This window comes from Streptomyces sp. ATCC 21386 (assembly GCF_018728545.1).
Lineage (GTDB): Bacteria > Actinomycetota > Actinomycetes > Streptomycetales > Streptomycetaceae > Streptomyces.
On the sequence record NZ_JAAVVL010000001.1, the window covers coordinates 7,377,692 to 7,392,725 of the forward strand.

Below are 15,034 nucleotides of genomic sequence, written 5' to 3' on the forward strand. Positions count from 1 at the left end.
GTACCCGCCCTAGCCCTCCCCTGTCCTAGGTGCCACCATGGATGTGGTCCGGGGACACCGTCAGGGTGCCTCGAGATGACATGAAGGAGCTGGAGCGATGACGCAGCTTTCGGCTGCCCAGACGAAGCCCTCCGACGGCGGCAAGGCGCTGTACGGGGGCAAGGGCACACGCCGTATCACCGTCCGGGACATCGCCCTCGCCAAGGAGCGCGGCGAGAAGTGGCCCATGCTCACCGCCTACGACGCGATGACCGCGTCCGTCTTCGACGAGGCCGGCATCCCGGTGATGCTCGTCGGCGACTCGGCGGGCAACTGCCACCTGGGGTACGAGTCGACCGTGCCCGTCACCCTCGACGAGATGACCATGCTGTCCGCGGCCGTCGTACGGGGCACCAGCCGCGCTCTGATCGTGGGCGACCTGCCCTTCGGCTCCTACCAGGAGGGCCCCGTGCAGGCGCTGCGCTCGGCGACCCGGCTGGTCAAGGAGGCCGGGGTCGGCGCGGTCAAGCTGGAGGGCGGCGAGCGCTCGCACCGCCAGATCGAGCTGCTGGTCGAGTCGGGCATCCCCGTGATGGCCCACATCGGCCTCACCCCGCAGTCCGTCAACGCGATGGGCTACCGCGTGCAGGGACGCGGCGAGGAGGCCGCGCAGCAGTTGCTGCGCGACGCCAAGGCCGTCCAGGACGCGGGCGCGTTCGCGGTCGTCCTGGAGCTGGTCCCGGCGGAGCTGGCGGCGGAGGTCACCCGGGTGCTCCACATCCCGACGGTCGGCATCGGCGCCGGGCCCGAGACCGACGCGCAGGTGCTCGTGTGGACCGACATGCTCGGGCTGACGGGCGGGCGGGTACCGAAGTTCGTCAAGAAGTACGCGGACCTCCGGACGGTCATGGGCGACGCGGCGAAGGCGTTCGCGGAGGACGTCGTGGGTGGCGCGTTCCCGTCGGAGGAGCACTCCGTCCACTAGCCCGGAGACGTCACTGAGCCATAGCGGCACGACTGCGGCCCGCCGATCTTCCCCCGTCGGCGGGCCGCGGCTCTGTTCTCGGCCGGGGCGCCCAGTGGGGTGGGGGGTGCGGTTTCGTCGGCGGGTGCGGGTGAGTGGGGCTTCTCGCGCAGTTCCCCGCGCCCCTGAAAGACCAGGCCCTGCGGGCCAGGAAGACCACGGCCCTACGGGCCTGAAAGGCCACGGGGCTGCGGGATGAGAAGCACGGGGCGCAGCCCCTGCTTTTCAGGGGCGCGGGGAACTGCGCGAACGGCCCCCACTCACCCGCACCCGCCGACGAAACCCGCACCCCCACCACCTCCCGCGCCCCGGCCCCACCCCGTGTCGGTGACCTGTCGGTGGTTTGTCGGTCGGCTCTGGGACCGTCGTCCTCATGACACGAATCGACAAGAACGCCAGCGGCGCGAAGGGCGCTGTCGCCGTGCGGGGGCTGGTCAAGCACTACGGGGAGACCAGGGCGCTGGACGGTGTCGACCTGGATGTGCGGGAGGGCACGGTGATGGGCGTGCTCGGCCCGAACGGGGCCGGCAAGACCACGCTCGTACGGTGCCTGTCCACGCTGATCACGCCGGACGCGGGACAGGCGACCGTGGCCGGGTACGACGTCGTACGGCAGCCGCGCCAGCTACGCCGGGTGATCGGCCTGACCGGCCAGTACGCCTCCGTGGACGAGAAGCTGTCCGGCTTCGAGAACCTCTACATGATCGGCCGCCTGCTCGACCTGCCCCGCAAGGAGGCCAGGAGCCGCGCGACCGGTCTGCTGGAGCGGTTCTCGCTGACCGAGGCCGCCGGGCGCCCGGCGGGGACGTACTCCGGAGGAATGCGGCGGCGGCTCGACCTGGCCGCGTCCATGATCGGCCGCCCGGCCGTGCTGTACCTGGACGAGCCGACGACCGGCCTGGACCCGCACACCCGCAACGAGGTGTGGGCCGAGGTGAAGCGCATGGTCGGTGACGGCGTGACCGTGCTGCTGACCACCCAGTACATGGAGGAGGCCGAGCAGCTGGCCTCCGAGCTGACCGTGATCGACCGGGGAAAGGTGATCGCCGGCGGCCGGATCGAGGAGCTGAAGGCCCAGGTCGGCGGACGTACGCTCCGGGTCCGGACGGCCGACCCGGTGCACCTGCGTCCCCTGGCCGCGGAGCTGGACGGCCTGGGGATCACCGGGCTCGCCACCACCACCGTGGACACCGAGACCGGCACCCTCCACGTACCGATCCTCAGCGACGAGCAGCTGACCGCCGTCGTCGGCGCGATCACCGCGCGCGGCGTCACCATCGCCTCGATCAGCACCGAACTGCCCAGCCTGGACGAGGTGTTCCTGTCGCTCACCGGTCACAAGGCCAGTGCCCCGCAGGACACCACTCCGTCCCCCGCGTACGAGGAGGCCGCCGTATGAGCGCCACCACCCTGCCCACCACGGGCGAGGCCGACGGCCGGATCGGACTGCGGGCCCACGCCCGGCACACCGGGGCGCTCGTCCGGCGCAATCTGCTGTGGATCCGGCAGGACCCGGAGTCGATGTTCGACGCGGTCCTCATGCCGATCGTGTTCACCCTGCTCTTCGTCTACGTCTTCGGCGGCTCCATCGGGCAGGCACTGGGCGGCGGCCAGGAGCAGTACGTGCAGTACGTGGTGCCGGGCCTGATGGCGATGATGGGCATGAACATCGCCATGGGCGTCGGCACGGGCTTCAACGAGGACTTCCAGAAGGGCGTCATGGACCGTTTCCGGTCCCTGCCGATCGGCCGGTCCTCCGTGCTGCTCGCGAAGATCTCCGTCGAACTGCTGCGCATGCTGGTCGCCACGACGATCCTGCTGACCGTCGGTGTCCTCATCGGCTTCGACATCACCAACTGGCCGGGGCTGTTCGGCGCGGTCGGTCTGGCCGTCGTCTTCGGCTCGTCCCTGATGTGGATCTTCCTGGTGCTCGGCGTGACGATGAAGAACGCGCAGTCCGTGCAGGCCATGGGCTTCCTGGTGCTGTTCCCGCTGCAGTTCGGCTCGTCGATCTTCGCGCCGACCCAGTCCATGCCGGGCTGGCTGCAGACGTTCACCGACTACAACCCCCTGTCGTCCCTCGCGGACGCCGCGCGCGGGCTGATGACGGGCGGGCCCATCGCCCACGACCTGCTGGTCACCCTCGGCTGGTCGGTGGCGCTGACGGCGGTGATGGCACCCATCGCGATCCACAAGTTCAAGACGAAGAGCTGAGCGGACGGGGTTCATACGAGGGCGGCGGCCTCCTCCCGGGTGAGGGCGCCACCCTCGGCGTACGCCCGCTCGTAGTCGGCGTCGTCCAACAGGGCCCGGACCACGGTCTCGGCATGGGCGCGGTTCTCGACCTCCATCGGGCCGGCGAAGTGGCCGGGTGGCAGATGCGCGTCGGCGGCGCCGAGGAGGCGGGCCGCGTCCAGGGCACGGGCCCCGCCGTCGACCCCTGCGACGGAGATGGCCGCGGTGACGAAGTGGACGGCCGGCATATGGGGCGCGACCACCAACGACAGCTTGTCCATGCTGCGCTCCAGCGCCCGGCGGAGCAACACCAGCGCCTCCTCGTGGCGTCCGTCGGTCCCCTCCAGCCAGCCCTCGACACCGAGGAAGTACCCGGCGAAGAGCACGAAGTGCGCGGCCTCGAAGTCCTCCCGCAACAGGACGAGTTGTCTGCGGGCCTCGGCCTGCCGTCCGGTGCGGCCGAGTCGTACCGCGAGGAAGAGCCGGGCCGCGGGCACCGCTTCACGGGCGGCGAGTCGTCCGGCGTCCACCACGTCGAACAGCATCTTCTCGCCCCGCTCGCCCTCGCCGTCCTCCATGAGCACGCTGCCGAGCCGGACGCCGAGGACGCCCAGCTGGGCGTTGGTGCCGAGCCGTTCGGCGTAGCCGATTGCCCGCTCGTAGTCCGCCGCGGCGGAGGCGAACCGCCCCTGGCGCTCGCGGGCCTCGCCGCGCGCCGAGAGCGCCTCGGCGGCGCCCCAGGCGTCCCCGAGCCGGTCGAAGATCTCCAGCGACTCGTCGGCGTCGACGGTGGCGTCGCCCGCCCAGTCGCTGCGGTTGGCGAGGATGTTCGCCCGCAACTGCAGGGTCTGCGCCAGCTCCCAGGTGTAGCCGAGCTCACGGCAGGTACGGATGTTGGCGTCCAGGATGGCGCGCAGCCGGTCCATGTCGCCGGTGAGCAGGACGGCGTAGAACCACATGAACCCGGGGAAGCGGCAGGTCTGCGGCTGGCCCGGCCGGTAGGTCTCGCTGATGATTCTCAGCCTCTCCTGGCCGGCGGGCGTCTCCCAGGCGGACAACTCCATGTCCATGCAGGCCAGATGGACGAGGTGCACCCCGCGCCGGGCCTCGTCGAGGACGGCCGGGCTCATCGGGGGCGGCCGGTCGACGAGACGTTCCCGCAGATCCGGGACGGGCTGCGCGGGAGCGGTGAAAGGGTCCGGGCCGAGTTCCTTGACCTGGGCGGACCAGTGCCGGGCCTCGGTCTTCAGGTCGCGCATCTGCCAGTACCAGCACAGCGACAGGATCAGACAGAGCGCCTCCTGCTCGTCCCGCTCGGCGACGGCGCGCCTGAGCGCGGTACGGATGTTCTCGTACTCCAGCTCCAGCAGTTCGATCGCGGCCCGCTGGCCGGAGCCGCGCAGCAACGGGTCGGTGACGCGCACGAGTTCGCGGTAGTACGTGAGGTGCGCGCGTTCGGCGGCGGGGCGGGTGCCCGTCTCGTCGAGCCGTTCGCCGGCGTACTCGACGACGGTCTCCAGAAGGCGGTACCGCATCTCGCCGCCGGGGCCGCCCGAGCCCCCGGTGGCGCCGGTAGCGGTCGAAGGGGCTGCCACGACGAGCGACTTGTCCACGAGGGAGCCGAGCGCCTCCAGTGCGGCGGGACCGCAGACCGCCTCGGCGGCGGCCAGGTCGCAGCCGCCGGCGAACACCGACAGTCGGCGCAGGACGTCCCGTTCGTCCTCGTCGAGCAGCTCCCAGGACCAGTCGACGACCGCGCGCAGGGTCTGCTGCCGGGGCAGCACGGTACGGCTGCCGGAGGTCAGCAGCCGGAAGCGGTCGTCGAGACGGTCGGCGATCTGGCGGGGTGTCAGCATCCGCAGCCGGGCCGCCGCCAGCTCGATCGCGAGCGGCAGTCCGTCGAGGCGCCGGCAGATCTCGGCGGCGGCCTCCGGGTCGGCGTCGACGGTGAAACCGGGCCGGGCGGCCGCTCCCCGGTCGGCGAGCAGACGCAGCGCGTGGGGCTGCGTCAGCGGTTCCACCGGGCGCAGCAACTCCCCCGGTACGCCGAGGGGTTCACGGCTGGTGGCCAGGACGGTCAGCCCCGGGCACCGTTGGAGGAGCTGGTCGACGAGGTGGGCGGCGGCGTCCACGACGTGTTCGCAGTTGTCGAGGATCAGCAGCATGCGGCGGCCGGCGCAGTGCTCGGCGAGGCGGACCAGGGGGTCGTCCTGGCGGTCCGCCGCGGCGCGCATCTCCTCGGCGCCGGCGCCCCTCAGGACGGTCTCGCGGGCGCCGAGGGCGGTGAGGACGGCCTCCGGGACGTTCGCGGGGTCGTCGACGGGGGCGAGTTCGGCGAGCCAGACGCCGTCCGGCAGGGACGGGGCGACCGCCTCGCCGGCCTCCTGGGAGAGGCGGGTCTTGCCCGCGCCGCCGGGGCCGAGGAGGGTCACGAGGCGGGTGGTCGTGAGGTCGTCGCGGATCGTGTCTATGTCGGTGTCGCGGCCCACGAAGGAGGTGAGGCGGGCGCGGAGGTTGCCCGGGGGGCGGGTGGGGTGGGGGTGTCGGGGTGCGTTGACGGGTGCGTTGTCGGCTGCGGGTTCGTGGGGGTTCTCGCTCAGTTCCCCGCGCCCCTGACGGGGCTCTGCTTGGTCGAATCTCAGGAGTTCCGCGTGGAGTGTGCGCAGGGCGGGGCCGGGGGTCGTGCCCAGGCGGTCGGCCAGGAGGCGGCGTACCCGCTCGTACGCGGCCAGGGCCTCCGCGGTGCGGCCGGTGTCACGGAGGGCGCGCAGGCGCAGGGCCTGCAGGGGTTCGTCGAGGGGGTGGGTGTCGCAGAGGGCGGTGAGGTCCGGGAGGGCGGCGTCGGGGCGGCCCAGGGCCAGGGCGGCGGTGAGGCGGGTGCGCTGGGCGTCGAGGCGGCGGGTCTCCCAGCGGGCCGCCTCGGCGGCGCGGTCGGGGAGGTCGGCGAGGGGCGGGCCCTGCCAGAGGGCGAGCGCGTCGTCGAGGACGTCGGCGGCCTTGGCCGGATCACCGTCGGCGAGCGCGCGAACGCCCTCGTCCGTGAGGCGTTCGAAGCGGTGCAGGTCGACGTCGTCCCGGGTGGCGGTGAGCCGGTAGCCGCCGTTCACCGAGGCGACCGCGTCCGGGCCGAGCGCCCTGCGCAGCCGGCCGACCAGCGCCTGCAGCGCGCCGGGCGCGTCGGCGGGCGGGTCCTCGGACCACACCTCGTCGACGAGGACGGTCGCGGGCACCGTACGTCCCGGCCGCAGCGCGAGCACGGTCAGCAGGGCACGCAGGCGCGCGCCCCCGACGGGGACGGGGGTGCCGTCGGACTGCAGGGCCTGGGTGGTGCCGAGGATGCGGTAGCGCACAGAGTCATTCTCGCCCGCCCCGCAGTCCTGACGAACTTCCTTTTAGCACGCCACCAGAGATCAGACGGCTAATTCATGGAACTCTCAGCTCCTTAGATACACCCACGCTATCGTCGCCGGCATGGGAAGATCTCTGCGAGCACTCATCACCGTCCGGCTGACTGTCCGAACCGAATCGACCACCAGCCCTGAGCGGCAAATCGAAGAGTGCAGCTCCTTTTGTGCATCGCGCGGCTGGGAGGTCGTAGGGGTCGCCAGTGATCTCTCGGTCTCCGCCACCGCCGTGCCACCATGGCGGCGTCCGGAACTGTCGCACTGGCTCGACGAACGCGCTCCCGAATTCGACGTTGTCGTCTTCTGGCGACTCGATCGGTTCGTGCGTCGAGTCAGTGATCTTCACAAGATGATCGAGTGGGCAGAGAGGCACGGCGACAAGGGCCTCGTATCCGCCACCGAACCGTTCGACCTCACGAGTCCGACGGGCAAGGCGACCGCCGCCATGATCGCGACGTTCGCCCAGATGGAAGCCCGAGCCGCAGCCGAGCGGGTCGCCTCTTCGCGTGCGCACCTGCTCACCACCACACGGTGGGGCGGGAGTTCACCGCCGTTCGGCTTCAGGACGTACGCGAGAGACGGAGCCCGCTACCTGGAGATCAATCCGGAGACGGCGGCTGTCGTGCAGGAGGCGGCCCAGCGCGTCATCGGCGGCGAACCGGTCAACGCCATCTGCCGGGACTTCGAGGCGCGAGGGGTACCTGCGCCCGCGGACACGTACCAGCGCAACAAGTCGGGGAAGGACTTCGCCTGGTATCCGCGCACGCTGAAGGGAATCCTCACCTCGCCCACGCTGCTCGGCTGGAAGACACGCAGCGTGGCCGTCCCCGGCAGGAAGTACAGGAAGCGTGAACTGGTTCGCGATCAGGAGGGCGGTCCGGTCCGTGTGGCCGAAGGAGTGCTGGATCAGGAGACCTTCGACCGTCTGCAGGGCGTCCTGGCCGATTCGGCCGCCCCTTCGGGCCGCCGTCCCGTGACACCCAGGACCCCGCTCCTCAACGTGATCAAGTGCGGCGGATGCGGCAAGAACCTTCAGCTGCACACGACAAGGAAGCGGCGCAAAGACGGTACGTACCGGGTCACCGAAAAGATCCGCTGCCTTTCGCGCGTCGGCTCCCCGGCATGCCCTGGCTACGCGTTCGTTCCTGACGACGACATCGTCACCCCGATCCTGGGCATGCTCCTCAAGGCGTTCGGTGACACACCCGTCGTGCGCCGTGAATACGTCCGGCGAACCGGAAGCAGAAGTGAGGCGGACCTTCCGCCCTGCGACATCGATGAGGATCGTTGGCAGTTCGTGCCACTGGGTTCGACCTTCGCCGAGCGGTGGCTGAGCATGGGGGTCGCGGAGATCGGCGAGGACCTGATCCGCGCCGGCATCACGGTCAAATGTCATCCGCGAGAGCGCGGCGGCCATGTTCCGGACATTCCTGCAGACTTCCGGGAACGCCTTGCCAAGTTCCTGATGTGAGAGGGGTCCCACGGCAGGTGGGCAGGTGCTGAACGGAGAATCGTTCCGGGAGAGCAACCGTGTCTCAGAACGTTGTCCTCATGTTCACCATCACTGTCGATTCCCCTCGCGCACCGACGGACACATATCAGGAGCCCTGTACATGACCATCACCTCTCGCACCAGCGGCCACCGGATCAGCCCGGTCTTCCTCGGGATCGTCGCCGTCATGGCGGTCACCGGTTGGGCGGTGTGGACAGGCTTCGCATCGGCGCCGGGGCTTGCCGTCTTCCTTTTCGTCACCTCGGCCTGGGTGGTCTCCCTCTGTCTGCACGAGTACGCCCACGCCCGTACCGCGCTCCACAGCGGAGACATCACCGTCGGCACAAAAGGCTATTTGAGCCTCAACCCTCTCGCCTACACCCACGCCCTGCTCAGCATCGTGCTGCCCGTCGTCTTCGTGATCATGGGCGGGATCGGTCTGCCCGGTGGTGCCGTCTTCATCGAGCGGGGCCGGATCCAGGGCCGCTGGAAGCACAGCCTGATCTCGGCGGCGGGCCCGCTGACGAACGTGCTGTTCGCGGCCGTCTGCACCGCGCCCTTCTGGCTGGGCGTCACCGACGGCGTGCCGAGGGCCTTCCTCTTCGCGCTCGCCTTCCTGGCGATGCTCCAGGTCACGGCGGCGATCCTGAACTTCCTCCCGGTGCCCGGCCTGGACGGCTACGGCGTCGTCGAGCCCTGGCTGTCGTACAAGATCCGTCGCCAGGTGGAGCCGCTGGCGCCCTTCGGGCTGCTGCTGGTCTTCGCGGTGCTGTGGATCCCGGCGGTGAACGGCGTGTTCTGGGACGTGATCGACGCGTTCATGCGGGGCCTCGGCATCGAGGACCAGCTCTCCGACTGCGGCTACTGGCTCTACCGCTTCTGGCGCGAGGACAGCGACATCTGCCTCACCGGGATGTGACGGCCTCGCGCCCCTGCCTGGCCCTGCGGACGTAGTACCAGGTCATGTTCGACGACAGGCCGGCCATCAGCACCCACACCACACCCAGCCAGCTGCCCCGGCTGAAGGAGACCACGGCCGCGGTGATCGCGAGGAGACAGACGACGAGGGCGTAGACGGCGAGTCGCCGGGCCGGGTCGGGAGGGAGCAAGGGGGGCATGGGGGTCGCTCCTGGGAGGACGATCGGGCGAACGACGGACGAAGTGGTACGGCGTCCAGTGTCCCCCATGCCCGAGGGCCCGCGTGCGTCGGCTACACGTCCGTGAGGCGGATGCCCGCGTGGGCCTTGTACCGGCGGTTCACGGAGATCAGGTTGGCGACCAGGGACTCGACCTGGTGGGCGTTGCGCAACCGGCCGGCGAAGATGCCCCGCATCCCGGGGATGCGGCCGGCCAGCGCCTGCACGATCTCGACGTCGGCGCGCTCCTCGCCGAGGACCATCACATCGGTGTCGATCTCCTCGATCTCCGGGTCCTCCAGAAGGACGGCGGAGAGGTGGTGGAAGGCGGCGGTGACCCGCGAGTCCGGCAGCAGGGCGGCGGCCTGCTCGGCGGCGCTGCCCTCCTCCGGCTTCAGCGCGTAGGCGCCCTTCTTGTCGAAGCCGAGCGGGTTGACGCAGTCGACGACGAGCTTGCCGGCCAGCTCCTCGCGCAGCGATTCGAGGGTCTTGCCGTGACCGTCCCAGGGCACGGCGACGATCACGATGTCGCTGCGGCGGGCGGTCTCGGCGTTGTCGGCGCCCTCGACGCCGTGCCCGAGATCCCGGGCGACGCCCTGCGCGCGGTCGGCGGCCCGGGAGCCGATGATCACCTTCTGGCCGGCCTTGGCGAGACGGTAGGCGAGGCCCTTGCCCTGCGGACCGGTGCCGCCGAGCACGCCGACGACGAGCCCCGAGACGTCCGGCAGGTCCCAGGGGTCCTTGGCAGGGGCCTTCGCGGGGGTCTGCGCGGCGGACTGCTGTGCACTGTCAGTAGAGGTCATGGGCCGACTTTACGTGCGGGTCCGGCATGGACGGCGGTCAGGTGAGCGCGGTCAGGGGGATCCGGCGGAAGGTGATCGTCTCGTACGCGCCGAAGTCGCCCGTCTCGTAGAGCAGTCCGACGGTGTCCGGGTCGACGCGTACGAGATCGGAGTACGCGGCGGGCAGTCCGTCGACGGTGTGGACGGGACGCCAGGTGACGCCGCCGTCGTCGCTGGCGCGGACGGTCATCAGGGCGCGGAAGCCGGGGTCGGCGGGGCCGGAGTGGAGGAGCAGGTCGGGGTCGCGGAGCTGGAGGACGCTGCCCTCGACGACCGGGCCGACGATGCCCGCCTGCGGCCGGAACGGCTTGATGAGGCTCCCGCCGCCGTCGGCGGAGTGGGCGTCGGCTCGGGTGCCGGGGGACGGGGAGTCGTTGCGGGTGTTGAAGTAGATCCGGCCGTCGGGGAGTTCGGCGGCGGTGGTCTCGTTGGCGTTGATGTAGCCGTCGGTGTTGTCGTCGACGTATCCGATGCGCCAGGTGGCGCCCGCGTCGTCGCTCAGCAGGCAGTGTCCGCCGTTGTACTTGCCCTCCGTGCCGTTGTCCGCGCCGGCGGGTGGGAGGGAGTGGTTGGCGGGGACGACGACGCGGCCGGTGGTGAGTCGGAGGGCGTGGCCGGGGGTGGTGGCGTACCACCGCCACCCGGGCTTCTTGGTCTGCTGGGTGATCTCCCTGAGGCCGGACCACGTCTGTCCCTCGTCGTCGCTGTGCTGCACCCAGACGCGGCGGCCGTCCGCCGCGCTCACCTCGCCACGGCGGATGGCGTCCTCCGTGGCGTGGGCGGCGTTGCGGACGTGGACCAGCAGGATCCGGCCGGTGTCGAGGACGACGGGGGCGGGGTTGCCGGCAAGGGCGTCACCGTTCTTGGCGGCGACCTGGAGCGGGCCCCAGGTCCGGCCGCCGTCCGCCGACCGCTTCACCACGATGTCGATGTTCCCGAAGTCCTCCCGTCCGCCGACCCGTCCCTCGCAGAAGGCGAGCAGGGCGCCGGAGGAGGTGGCGACGACCGCTGGGATCCGGAAGCTGGCATAGCCTTCGCGGCCGGCCCGGAAGGGGACGCTGGACTGGGGTGTGGGGGTCATGAGGGGCTCCTGTGGTGGGGGCGGCTCGTGGGGTGGCGGTGCGGTGCGCCCGTGGCGGTCGTTGTTCGGCGTGCGTGCCCGGCTCGGGCCAATTCGGGGTGAACACCGGGTCACGAGTGTCCGGTTGCGGCAGGATGCGGGCGCATGGATGCCGTACGGGTCGCGTTGTTGCGTGAGGTGCTCGCCGGGACGGAGTGGCTGGGGGCCACGCGGCGGTTCGCGGGGGCGCTGCGGGGGTCCGTGGTGTCGTACGGCGGTGGCCTGCTGCTCGTCGGTACGGCCGAGTACGAGCCGTGGCACCTCGCGGCGCACCTGGTGGACGAGGCGGCCTGGTCCGGCACGCCGGAACTCGCCCCGACGCTCGTACGGCACTCCGCGCGGCCCTCGGACCGCGCGCACCTGGCAGTGGGCCTCGGCCGGGTGTCGGCGGCGCGGCGGGGCGAGACCCTGCTGGTGGTCGCGCCGTCCGCGCCGGGGGCCGCCCTGCTGGAGCGGGTGCACGACGCGCGGCGGGCCGGGGCGACGGTGCTGTCGCTGAACACCGGCGACCGGGAGCTCGACGCGCTGGCCCACGAGGCGTTGGCGGCGCCCGCCGAGCCGGTCGTGGACCTGGACATCGTGCAGCACCTGGTGAGCGCGGCCGCCGGGGAGGACGCGGTGCCGGAGCCGAGGGGGCGGCGCCGCTTCCGTGAGCGCCTGTCCCGTCTCACCGACCGGCTGACGTCGCCGCCTCCCACCCACTGGTGACGCCGGTGGCCACACGGGCCCGCCCCCGTCTCCCCCTTCTGTTACGGCGCCACGGCCCCGGACTCTGCGGGATCAGGCGTCGGGCCCCGGGGACGGGGCGTCGTGCCAGCGCGGGTCCGTCTCCCACTCCTCGTTGCGCTCCCGGGCCGTCTCCATGGCCCGGGTGGCGTCCTGGCGGGAGGCATAGGGACCCATGCGGTCCTTGCCGGGGCAGTCGGGGCCCTCCTCGACCTTCTTGTGCTCCAGGCAGTAGAACCACTCACCGGGCTTGCCGGCCGTACGCCGTTTGAACAGGGCCATGACCTGAGTTCCCTTCGCCAGTCCTCACCGACATGGTCCCCCACCACCGCTGGTTAAACTCGCTGGCATGTCTGGCCAGTCGCTGCTCGCACCGGGGAAGCTCTCCCCCGCCCGCCCCGTACCGGGGAACGTCCGCCGTCCCGAGTACGTGGGCAAGCCTGCCCCGACTCCGTACACCGGGCCGGAGGTGCAGACCCCGGAGACGATCGAGGCGATGCGGATCGCCGGCCGGATCGCGGCCCGGGCGATGGCCGAGGCCGCCAAGCACATCGCCCCCGGGGTCACCACGGACGAGCTGGACCGGGTCGCGCACGAGTACATGTGCGACCACGGGGCCTACCCCTCGACGCTCGGCTACCGCGGCTTCCCCAAGTCGCTGTGCACCTCGGTCAACGAGGTCATCTGCCACGGCATCCCCGATTCGACCGTGCTGCGCGACGGCGACATCGTGAACCTGGACGTGACGGCGTACATCGGCGGCGTCCACGGCGACAACAACGCCACCTACCTGGTCGGCGAGGTCGACGAGGAGTCGCGGCTGCTCGTCGAGCGGACCCGGGAATCGCTCGCCCGTGCCATCAAGGCCGTCAAGCCGGGCCGGCAGATCAACATCATCGGGCGCGTCATCGAGTCGTACGCGAAGCGGTTCGGATACGGGGTCGTGCGCGACTTCACCGGGCACGGGATCAACTCGTCGTTCCACTCCGGGCTGATCGTTCCGCACTACGACTCCCCGCACGCCACCACCCTGATCCAGACGGGGATGACCTTCACCATCGAGCCGATGCTGACGCTCGGGTCGTACGACTACGACATGTGGGACGACGGCTGGACGGTCGTGACCAAGGACCGCAAGCGGACCGCGCAGTTCGAGCACACGCTGGTGGTCACGGAGACCGGAGCGGAGATCCTCACGCTGCCGTAGAGCCACCGGACCCGGCTCTGCTGCGGCGCCCCGCCCCGCTTCGTCCTGCCGCAACCCGCCGTCGGCCTCCCGCCGTGCGGCGGGTTCTTTCTTGCGCGGCTTCCATGTGGGGGCGACGGGGATTCGGGGTAGCGTTTTTACCGACAGGGAGTCGGGAACCTGTTGACTTAGGTAAGCCTAACCATAGAAACTGGCCGCAGGTTCGCGTCCATCCCATCGGCACCGGAGGCCACCATGAACGCGTCGGTCACATCGGACACGGCGTTCTCCACGCTCATCCGCACCGCCTCGCACGAGCAGCACACCGAGGCGGAGAGCACGACGTTCATGGCCGACATGCTGGGCGGCAAACTCGGCGTCGAGGCGTACACGCGCTACACCGAGCAGCTGTGGTTCGTGTACGAGGCGCTCGAGAGCGCCGCTCCCGGACTGGCCCAGGACCCGGTCGCGGGACCGTTCGTGCAGCCCGAGCTGATGCGGCTGGGCGCGCTGGAGCGGGACCTGGAGCATCTGCGGGGCCCCGGCTGGCGGTCGACGCTCACGGCGCTGCCGGCGACCGAGGAGTACGCGGCGCGGGTCGCGGAGTGCGCGCGCACCTGGCCCGGGGGGTATGTGGCCCACCACTACACGCGGTATCTCGGGGACCTGTCGGGTGGGCAGATCATCCGGGACCGGGCCGAGAAGACGTGGGGGTTCGCCAAGAAGGGCGACGGGGTGCGGTTCTACGTCTTCGAGGAGATCACCAACCCGGCCGCGTTCAAGCGGGGGTACCGGGAGCTGCTGGACCGGGTGCGGGCCGACGAGCTGGAGAAGCAGCGGATCGTGGGTGAGTGCAAGCGGGCGTTCGCGCTGAACACCGCGGTCTTCCTCGCCTTGGGTGACGAGTTCCCGCTGAGTGCGTAGGCGCTGCGCCCGCTGGGGCGGGTCACCAGGGTTGTGGGTTCACCGCGGGTGGGTGAGGGCTGGTCCGCCCACGCGGCAACGCCGCATATCGGTACAGCCCCGCCCCCTTGACGGTGACCCCTTGTTGCCACAGGCGCCCTAGCGTTCCAGGAACACCCTGCCCCCGACCTCGACCCAGCCGTGCGGCTGCGGGGCCGTGAGGAGTTGGGAGCCCGTGCCCTGGGTGATGTTCAGGGCCCGGCCGAGCCGGGCGGTGAGCTGGAGGGCCGCGGCGCCGGTGGCCTCGTCCTCGTCGATGCCGTCGTCGCGGCCGGGGAAGGCGCGGGCGCGGATGCGGCCGGCGGCCTCGTCCTCCCAGGCCCAGGCGTAGACCCACTCGCCGGGCGGCGGTACTTGCAGGTCGTCGATCTCGGCGGCGGAGGCGTACTGGCGGAAGGTGCGGGGCGGGGCCCACTCCGGCAGCGCCTCGATCCAGCTGAACTCACCGTCCAGCCGGGCCCCGACGACACCGGCGGGGGTGACCAGTTCGGGCACGTCGAGCAGCCAGGCCGCGCCCACGCAGGGGTATCCGGCGAAGGGCAGCCGCAGCGAGGGGGTGTAGATGTCGATCACACCGCGCTCGGGGTCGTCCACGAACACGGTCTCGCTGAAGCCGAGTTTGGCGGCGAACTCCTGGCGCTCGGCACGGTCGGGCATGACGGAGCCCTCACGGACGACGCCCAGTTCGTTGCCGTATCCGCCGCGGGGTCCGCAGAACACCCTCAGCACATCGAAGTCGGTCACCCCCGCATTGAAACATCAACCGGGCCCCGGGTCGTACCAGGTCATCGCACCGCCGCCGGCACGGCAGAGAGCCCCGAACCCACCCGTGAGAGGACCAAGTGACCGTACTGGACAAGCCGGTTGATCCGGAGAGATCAGATGACACCGATGCCACCGATGCCGTCGACGACTCGGACGGGGCCG

14 protein-coding genes are annotated in these 15,034 nt (G+C 71.0%); 8 read left to right on the plus strand and 6 right to left on the minus strand.

What is annotated here, in order from left to right:
• The first annotated feature begins 97 nt into the window (after positions 1-97).
• The 3 genes from panB to GWK25_RS31730 all read left to right on the plus strand — a co-directional run bounded on the left by panB (position 98) and on the right by GWK25_RS31730 (position 3,217).
• Positions 98-964 carry a 3-methyl-2-oxobutanoate hydroxymethyltransferase gene (gene panB, locus GWK25_RS31720; protein WP_215454927.1) on the plus strand — a complete coding sequence of 289 codons (867 nt, stop codon included), beginning with the start codon at positions 98-100 and terminating at the stop codon, positions 962-964.
• A 412-nt stretch (positions 965-1,376) separates the two neighbouring features.
• Positions 1,377-2,402, plus strand: coding sequence for an ATP-binding cassette domain-containing protein (locus tag GWK25_RS31725; protein WP_215454929.1), 1,026 nt, complete (start codon positions 1,377-1,379; stop codon positions 2,400-2,402).
• The gene (locus GWK25_RS31730; protein ID WP_215454931.1) at positions 2,399-3,217 is read left to right on the plus strand and encodes an ABC transporter permease; all 819 of its coding nucleotides are present in this window, start codon (positions 2,399-2,401) and stop codon (positions 3,215-3,217) included. The genes GWK25_RS31725 and GWK25_RS31730 overlap by 4 nt, the downstream gene beginning before the upstream one ends.
• An 11-nt stretch (positions 3,218-3,228) precedes the next feature.
• Here GWK25_RS31730 and GWK25_RS31735 read toward each other — a convergent pair whose 3' ends face one another.
• On the minus strand, positions 3,229-6,588 hold the full coding sequence (locus tag GWK25_RS31735; RefSeq protein ID WP_215454933.1) for a BTAD domain-containing putative transcriptional regulator: 3,360 nt from the start codon (positions 6,586-6,588) through the stop codon (positions 3,229-3,231).
• 121 nt (positions 6,589-6,709) lie between these two features.
• Here GWK25_RS31735 and GWK25_RS31740 point away from each other — a divergent pair, with 121 nt between their 5' ends.
• Together GWK25_RS31740 and GWK25_RS31745 are read left to right on the plus strand one after the other, a co-directional pair.
• Complete coding sequence (locus GWK25_RS31740) at positions 6,710-8,113, plus strand: recombinase family protein (protein ID WP_215454935.1); 1,404 nt, start codon at positions 6,710-6,712, stop codon at positions 8,111-8,113.
• 142 nt (positions 8,114-8,255) lie between these two features.
• The gene (locus GWK25_RS31745) at positions 8,256-9,053 is read left to right on the plus strand and encodes a site-2 protease family protein (RefSeq protein ID WP_215454937.1); all 798 of its coding nucleotides are present in this window, start codon (positions 8,256-8,258) and stop codon (positions 9,051-9,053) included.
• Here the strand turns inward: GWK25_RS31745 and GWK25_RS31750 are convergent.
• The 3 genes from GWK25_RS31750 to GWK25_RS31760 all read right to left on the minus strand — a co-directional run bounded on the left by GWK25_RS31750 (position 9,040) and on the right by GWK25_RS31760 (position 11,193).
• On the minus strand, positions 9,040-9,252 hold the full coding sequence (locus tag GWK25_RS31750; protein ID WP_215454940.1) for a hypothetical protein: 213 nt from the start codon (positions 9,250-9,252) through the stop codon (positions 9,040-9,042). The two genes, GWK25_RS31745 and GWK25_RS31750, sit on opposite strands and share 14 nt — an antisense overlap.
• A gap of 92 nt (positions 9,253-9,344) precedes the next feature.
• Complete coding sequence (gene npdG, locus GWK25_RS31755; RefSeq protein WP_215454941.1) at positions 9,345-10,073, minus strand: NADPH-dependent F420 reductase; 729 nt, start codon at positions 10,071-10,073, stop codon at positions 9,345-9,347.
• Positions 10,074-10,110: 37 nt separating this feature from the next.
• A complete protein-coding gene (locus GWK25_RS31760; protein WP_215454943.1) occupies positions 10,111-11,193 on the minus strand; it encodes an exo-alpha-sialidase in 1,083 nt (360 codons plus the stop codon).
• Between the two features lie 144 nt (positions 11,194-11,337).
• Between GWK25_RS31760 and GWK25_RS31765 the strand changes: the two genes are divergently transcribed.
• Positions 11,338-11,940 (plus strand): hypothetical protein, encoded by a 603-nt coding sequence (locus GWK25_RS31765; protein ID WP_215454945.1) that lies wholly within the window; start codon positions 11,338-11,340, stop codon positions 11,938-11,940.
• Between the two features lie 72 nt (positions 11,941-12,012).
• On the opposite strand, the gene GWK25_RS31770 is transcribed toward GWK25_RS31765, so the two are convergent.
• Positions 12,013-12,240 (minus strand): hypothetical protein, encoded by a 228-nt coding sequence (locus GWK25_RS31770; RefSeq protein ID WP_215454947.1) that lies wholly within the window; start codon positions 12,238-12,240, stop codon positions 12,013-12,015.
• Between the two features lie 67 nt (positions 12,241-12,307).
• On the opposite strand from GWK25_RS31770, the gene map reads away from it, so the two are divergent.
• Together map and GWK25_RS31780 are read left to right on the plus strand one after the other, a co-directional pair.
• Positions 12,308-13,165: a type I methionyl aminopeptidase gene (map, locus tag GWK25_RS31775; RefSeq protein WP_215454950.1), complete on the plus strand. Its 858-nt coding sequence runs from the start codon at positions 12,308-12,310 to the stop codon at positions 13,163-13,165.
• A gap of 234 nt (positions 13,166-13,399) precedes the next feature.
• Positions 13,400-14,068 carry a heme oxygenase (biliverdin-producing) gene (locus GWK25_RS31780; RefSeq protein ID WP_215454952.1) on the plus strand — a complete coding sequence of 223 codons (669 nt, stop codon included), beginning with the start codon at positions 13,400-13,402 and terminating at the stop codon, positions 14,066-14,068.
• 138 nt (positions 14,069-14,206) lie between these two features.
• Here the strand turns inward: GWK25_RS31780 and GWK25_RS31785 are convergent, their stop codons facing one another.
• Positions 14,207-14,851, minus strand: a complete 645-nt coding sequence (locus tag GWK25_RS31785) for a PhzF family phenazine biosynthesis protein (RefSeq protein ID WP_215454954.1) — start codon at positions 14,849-14,851, stop codon at positions 14,207-14,209.
• Positions 14,852-15,034: the final 183 nt, after the last annotated feature.

Coding starts and splice junctions, on each gene's coding strand:
- GWK25_RS31730 (WP_215454931.1), top strand. CDS start 2,399: ATGAGCGCCACCACCCTGCCCACCACGGGCGAGGCCGACGGCCGGATC.
- GWK25_RS31725 (WP_215454929.1), top strand. CDS start 1,377: ATGACACGAATCGACAAGAACGCCAGCGGCGCGAAGGGCGCTGTCGCC.
- GWK25_RS31770 (WP_215454947.1), bottom strand. CDS start 12,240: ATGGCCCTGTTCAAACGGCGTACGGCCGGCAAGCCCGGTGAGTGGTTC.
- GWK25_RS31745 (WP_215454937.1), top strand. CDS start 8,256: ATGACCATCACCTCTCGCACCAGCGGCCACCGGATCAGCCCGGTCTTC.
- GWK25_RS31750 (WP_215454940.1), bottom strand. CDS start 9,252: ATGCCCCCCTTGCTCCCTCCCGACCCGGCCCGGCGACTCGCCGTCTAC.
- GWK25_RS31740 (WP_215454935.1), top strand. CDS start 6,710: ATGGGAAGATCTCTGCGAGCACTCATCACCGTCCGGCTGACTGTCCGA.
- GWK25_RS31760 (WP_215454943.1), bottom strand. CDS start 11,193: ATGACCCCCACACCCCAGTCCAGCGTCCCCTTCCGGGCCGGCCGCGAA.
- panB (WP_215454927.1), top strand. CDS start 98: ATGACGCAGCTTTCGGCTGCCCAGACGAAGCCCTCCGACGGCGGCAAG.
- npdG (WP_215454941.1), bottom strand. CDS start 10,073: ATGACCTCTACTGACAGTGCACAGCAGTCCGCCGCGCAGACCCCCGCG.
- map (WP_215454950.1), top strand. CDS start 12,308: ATGTCTGGCCAGTCGCTGCTCGCACCGGGGAAGCTCTCCCCCGCCCGC.
- GWK25_RS31765 (WP_215454945.1), top strand. CDS start 11,338: ATGGATGCCGTACGGGTCGCGTTGTTGCGTGAGGTGCTCGCCGGGACG.
- GWK25_RS31780 (WP_215454952.1), top strand. CDS start 13,400: ATGAACGCGTCGGTCACATCGGACACGGCGTTCTCCACGCTCATCCGC.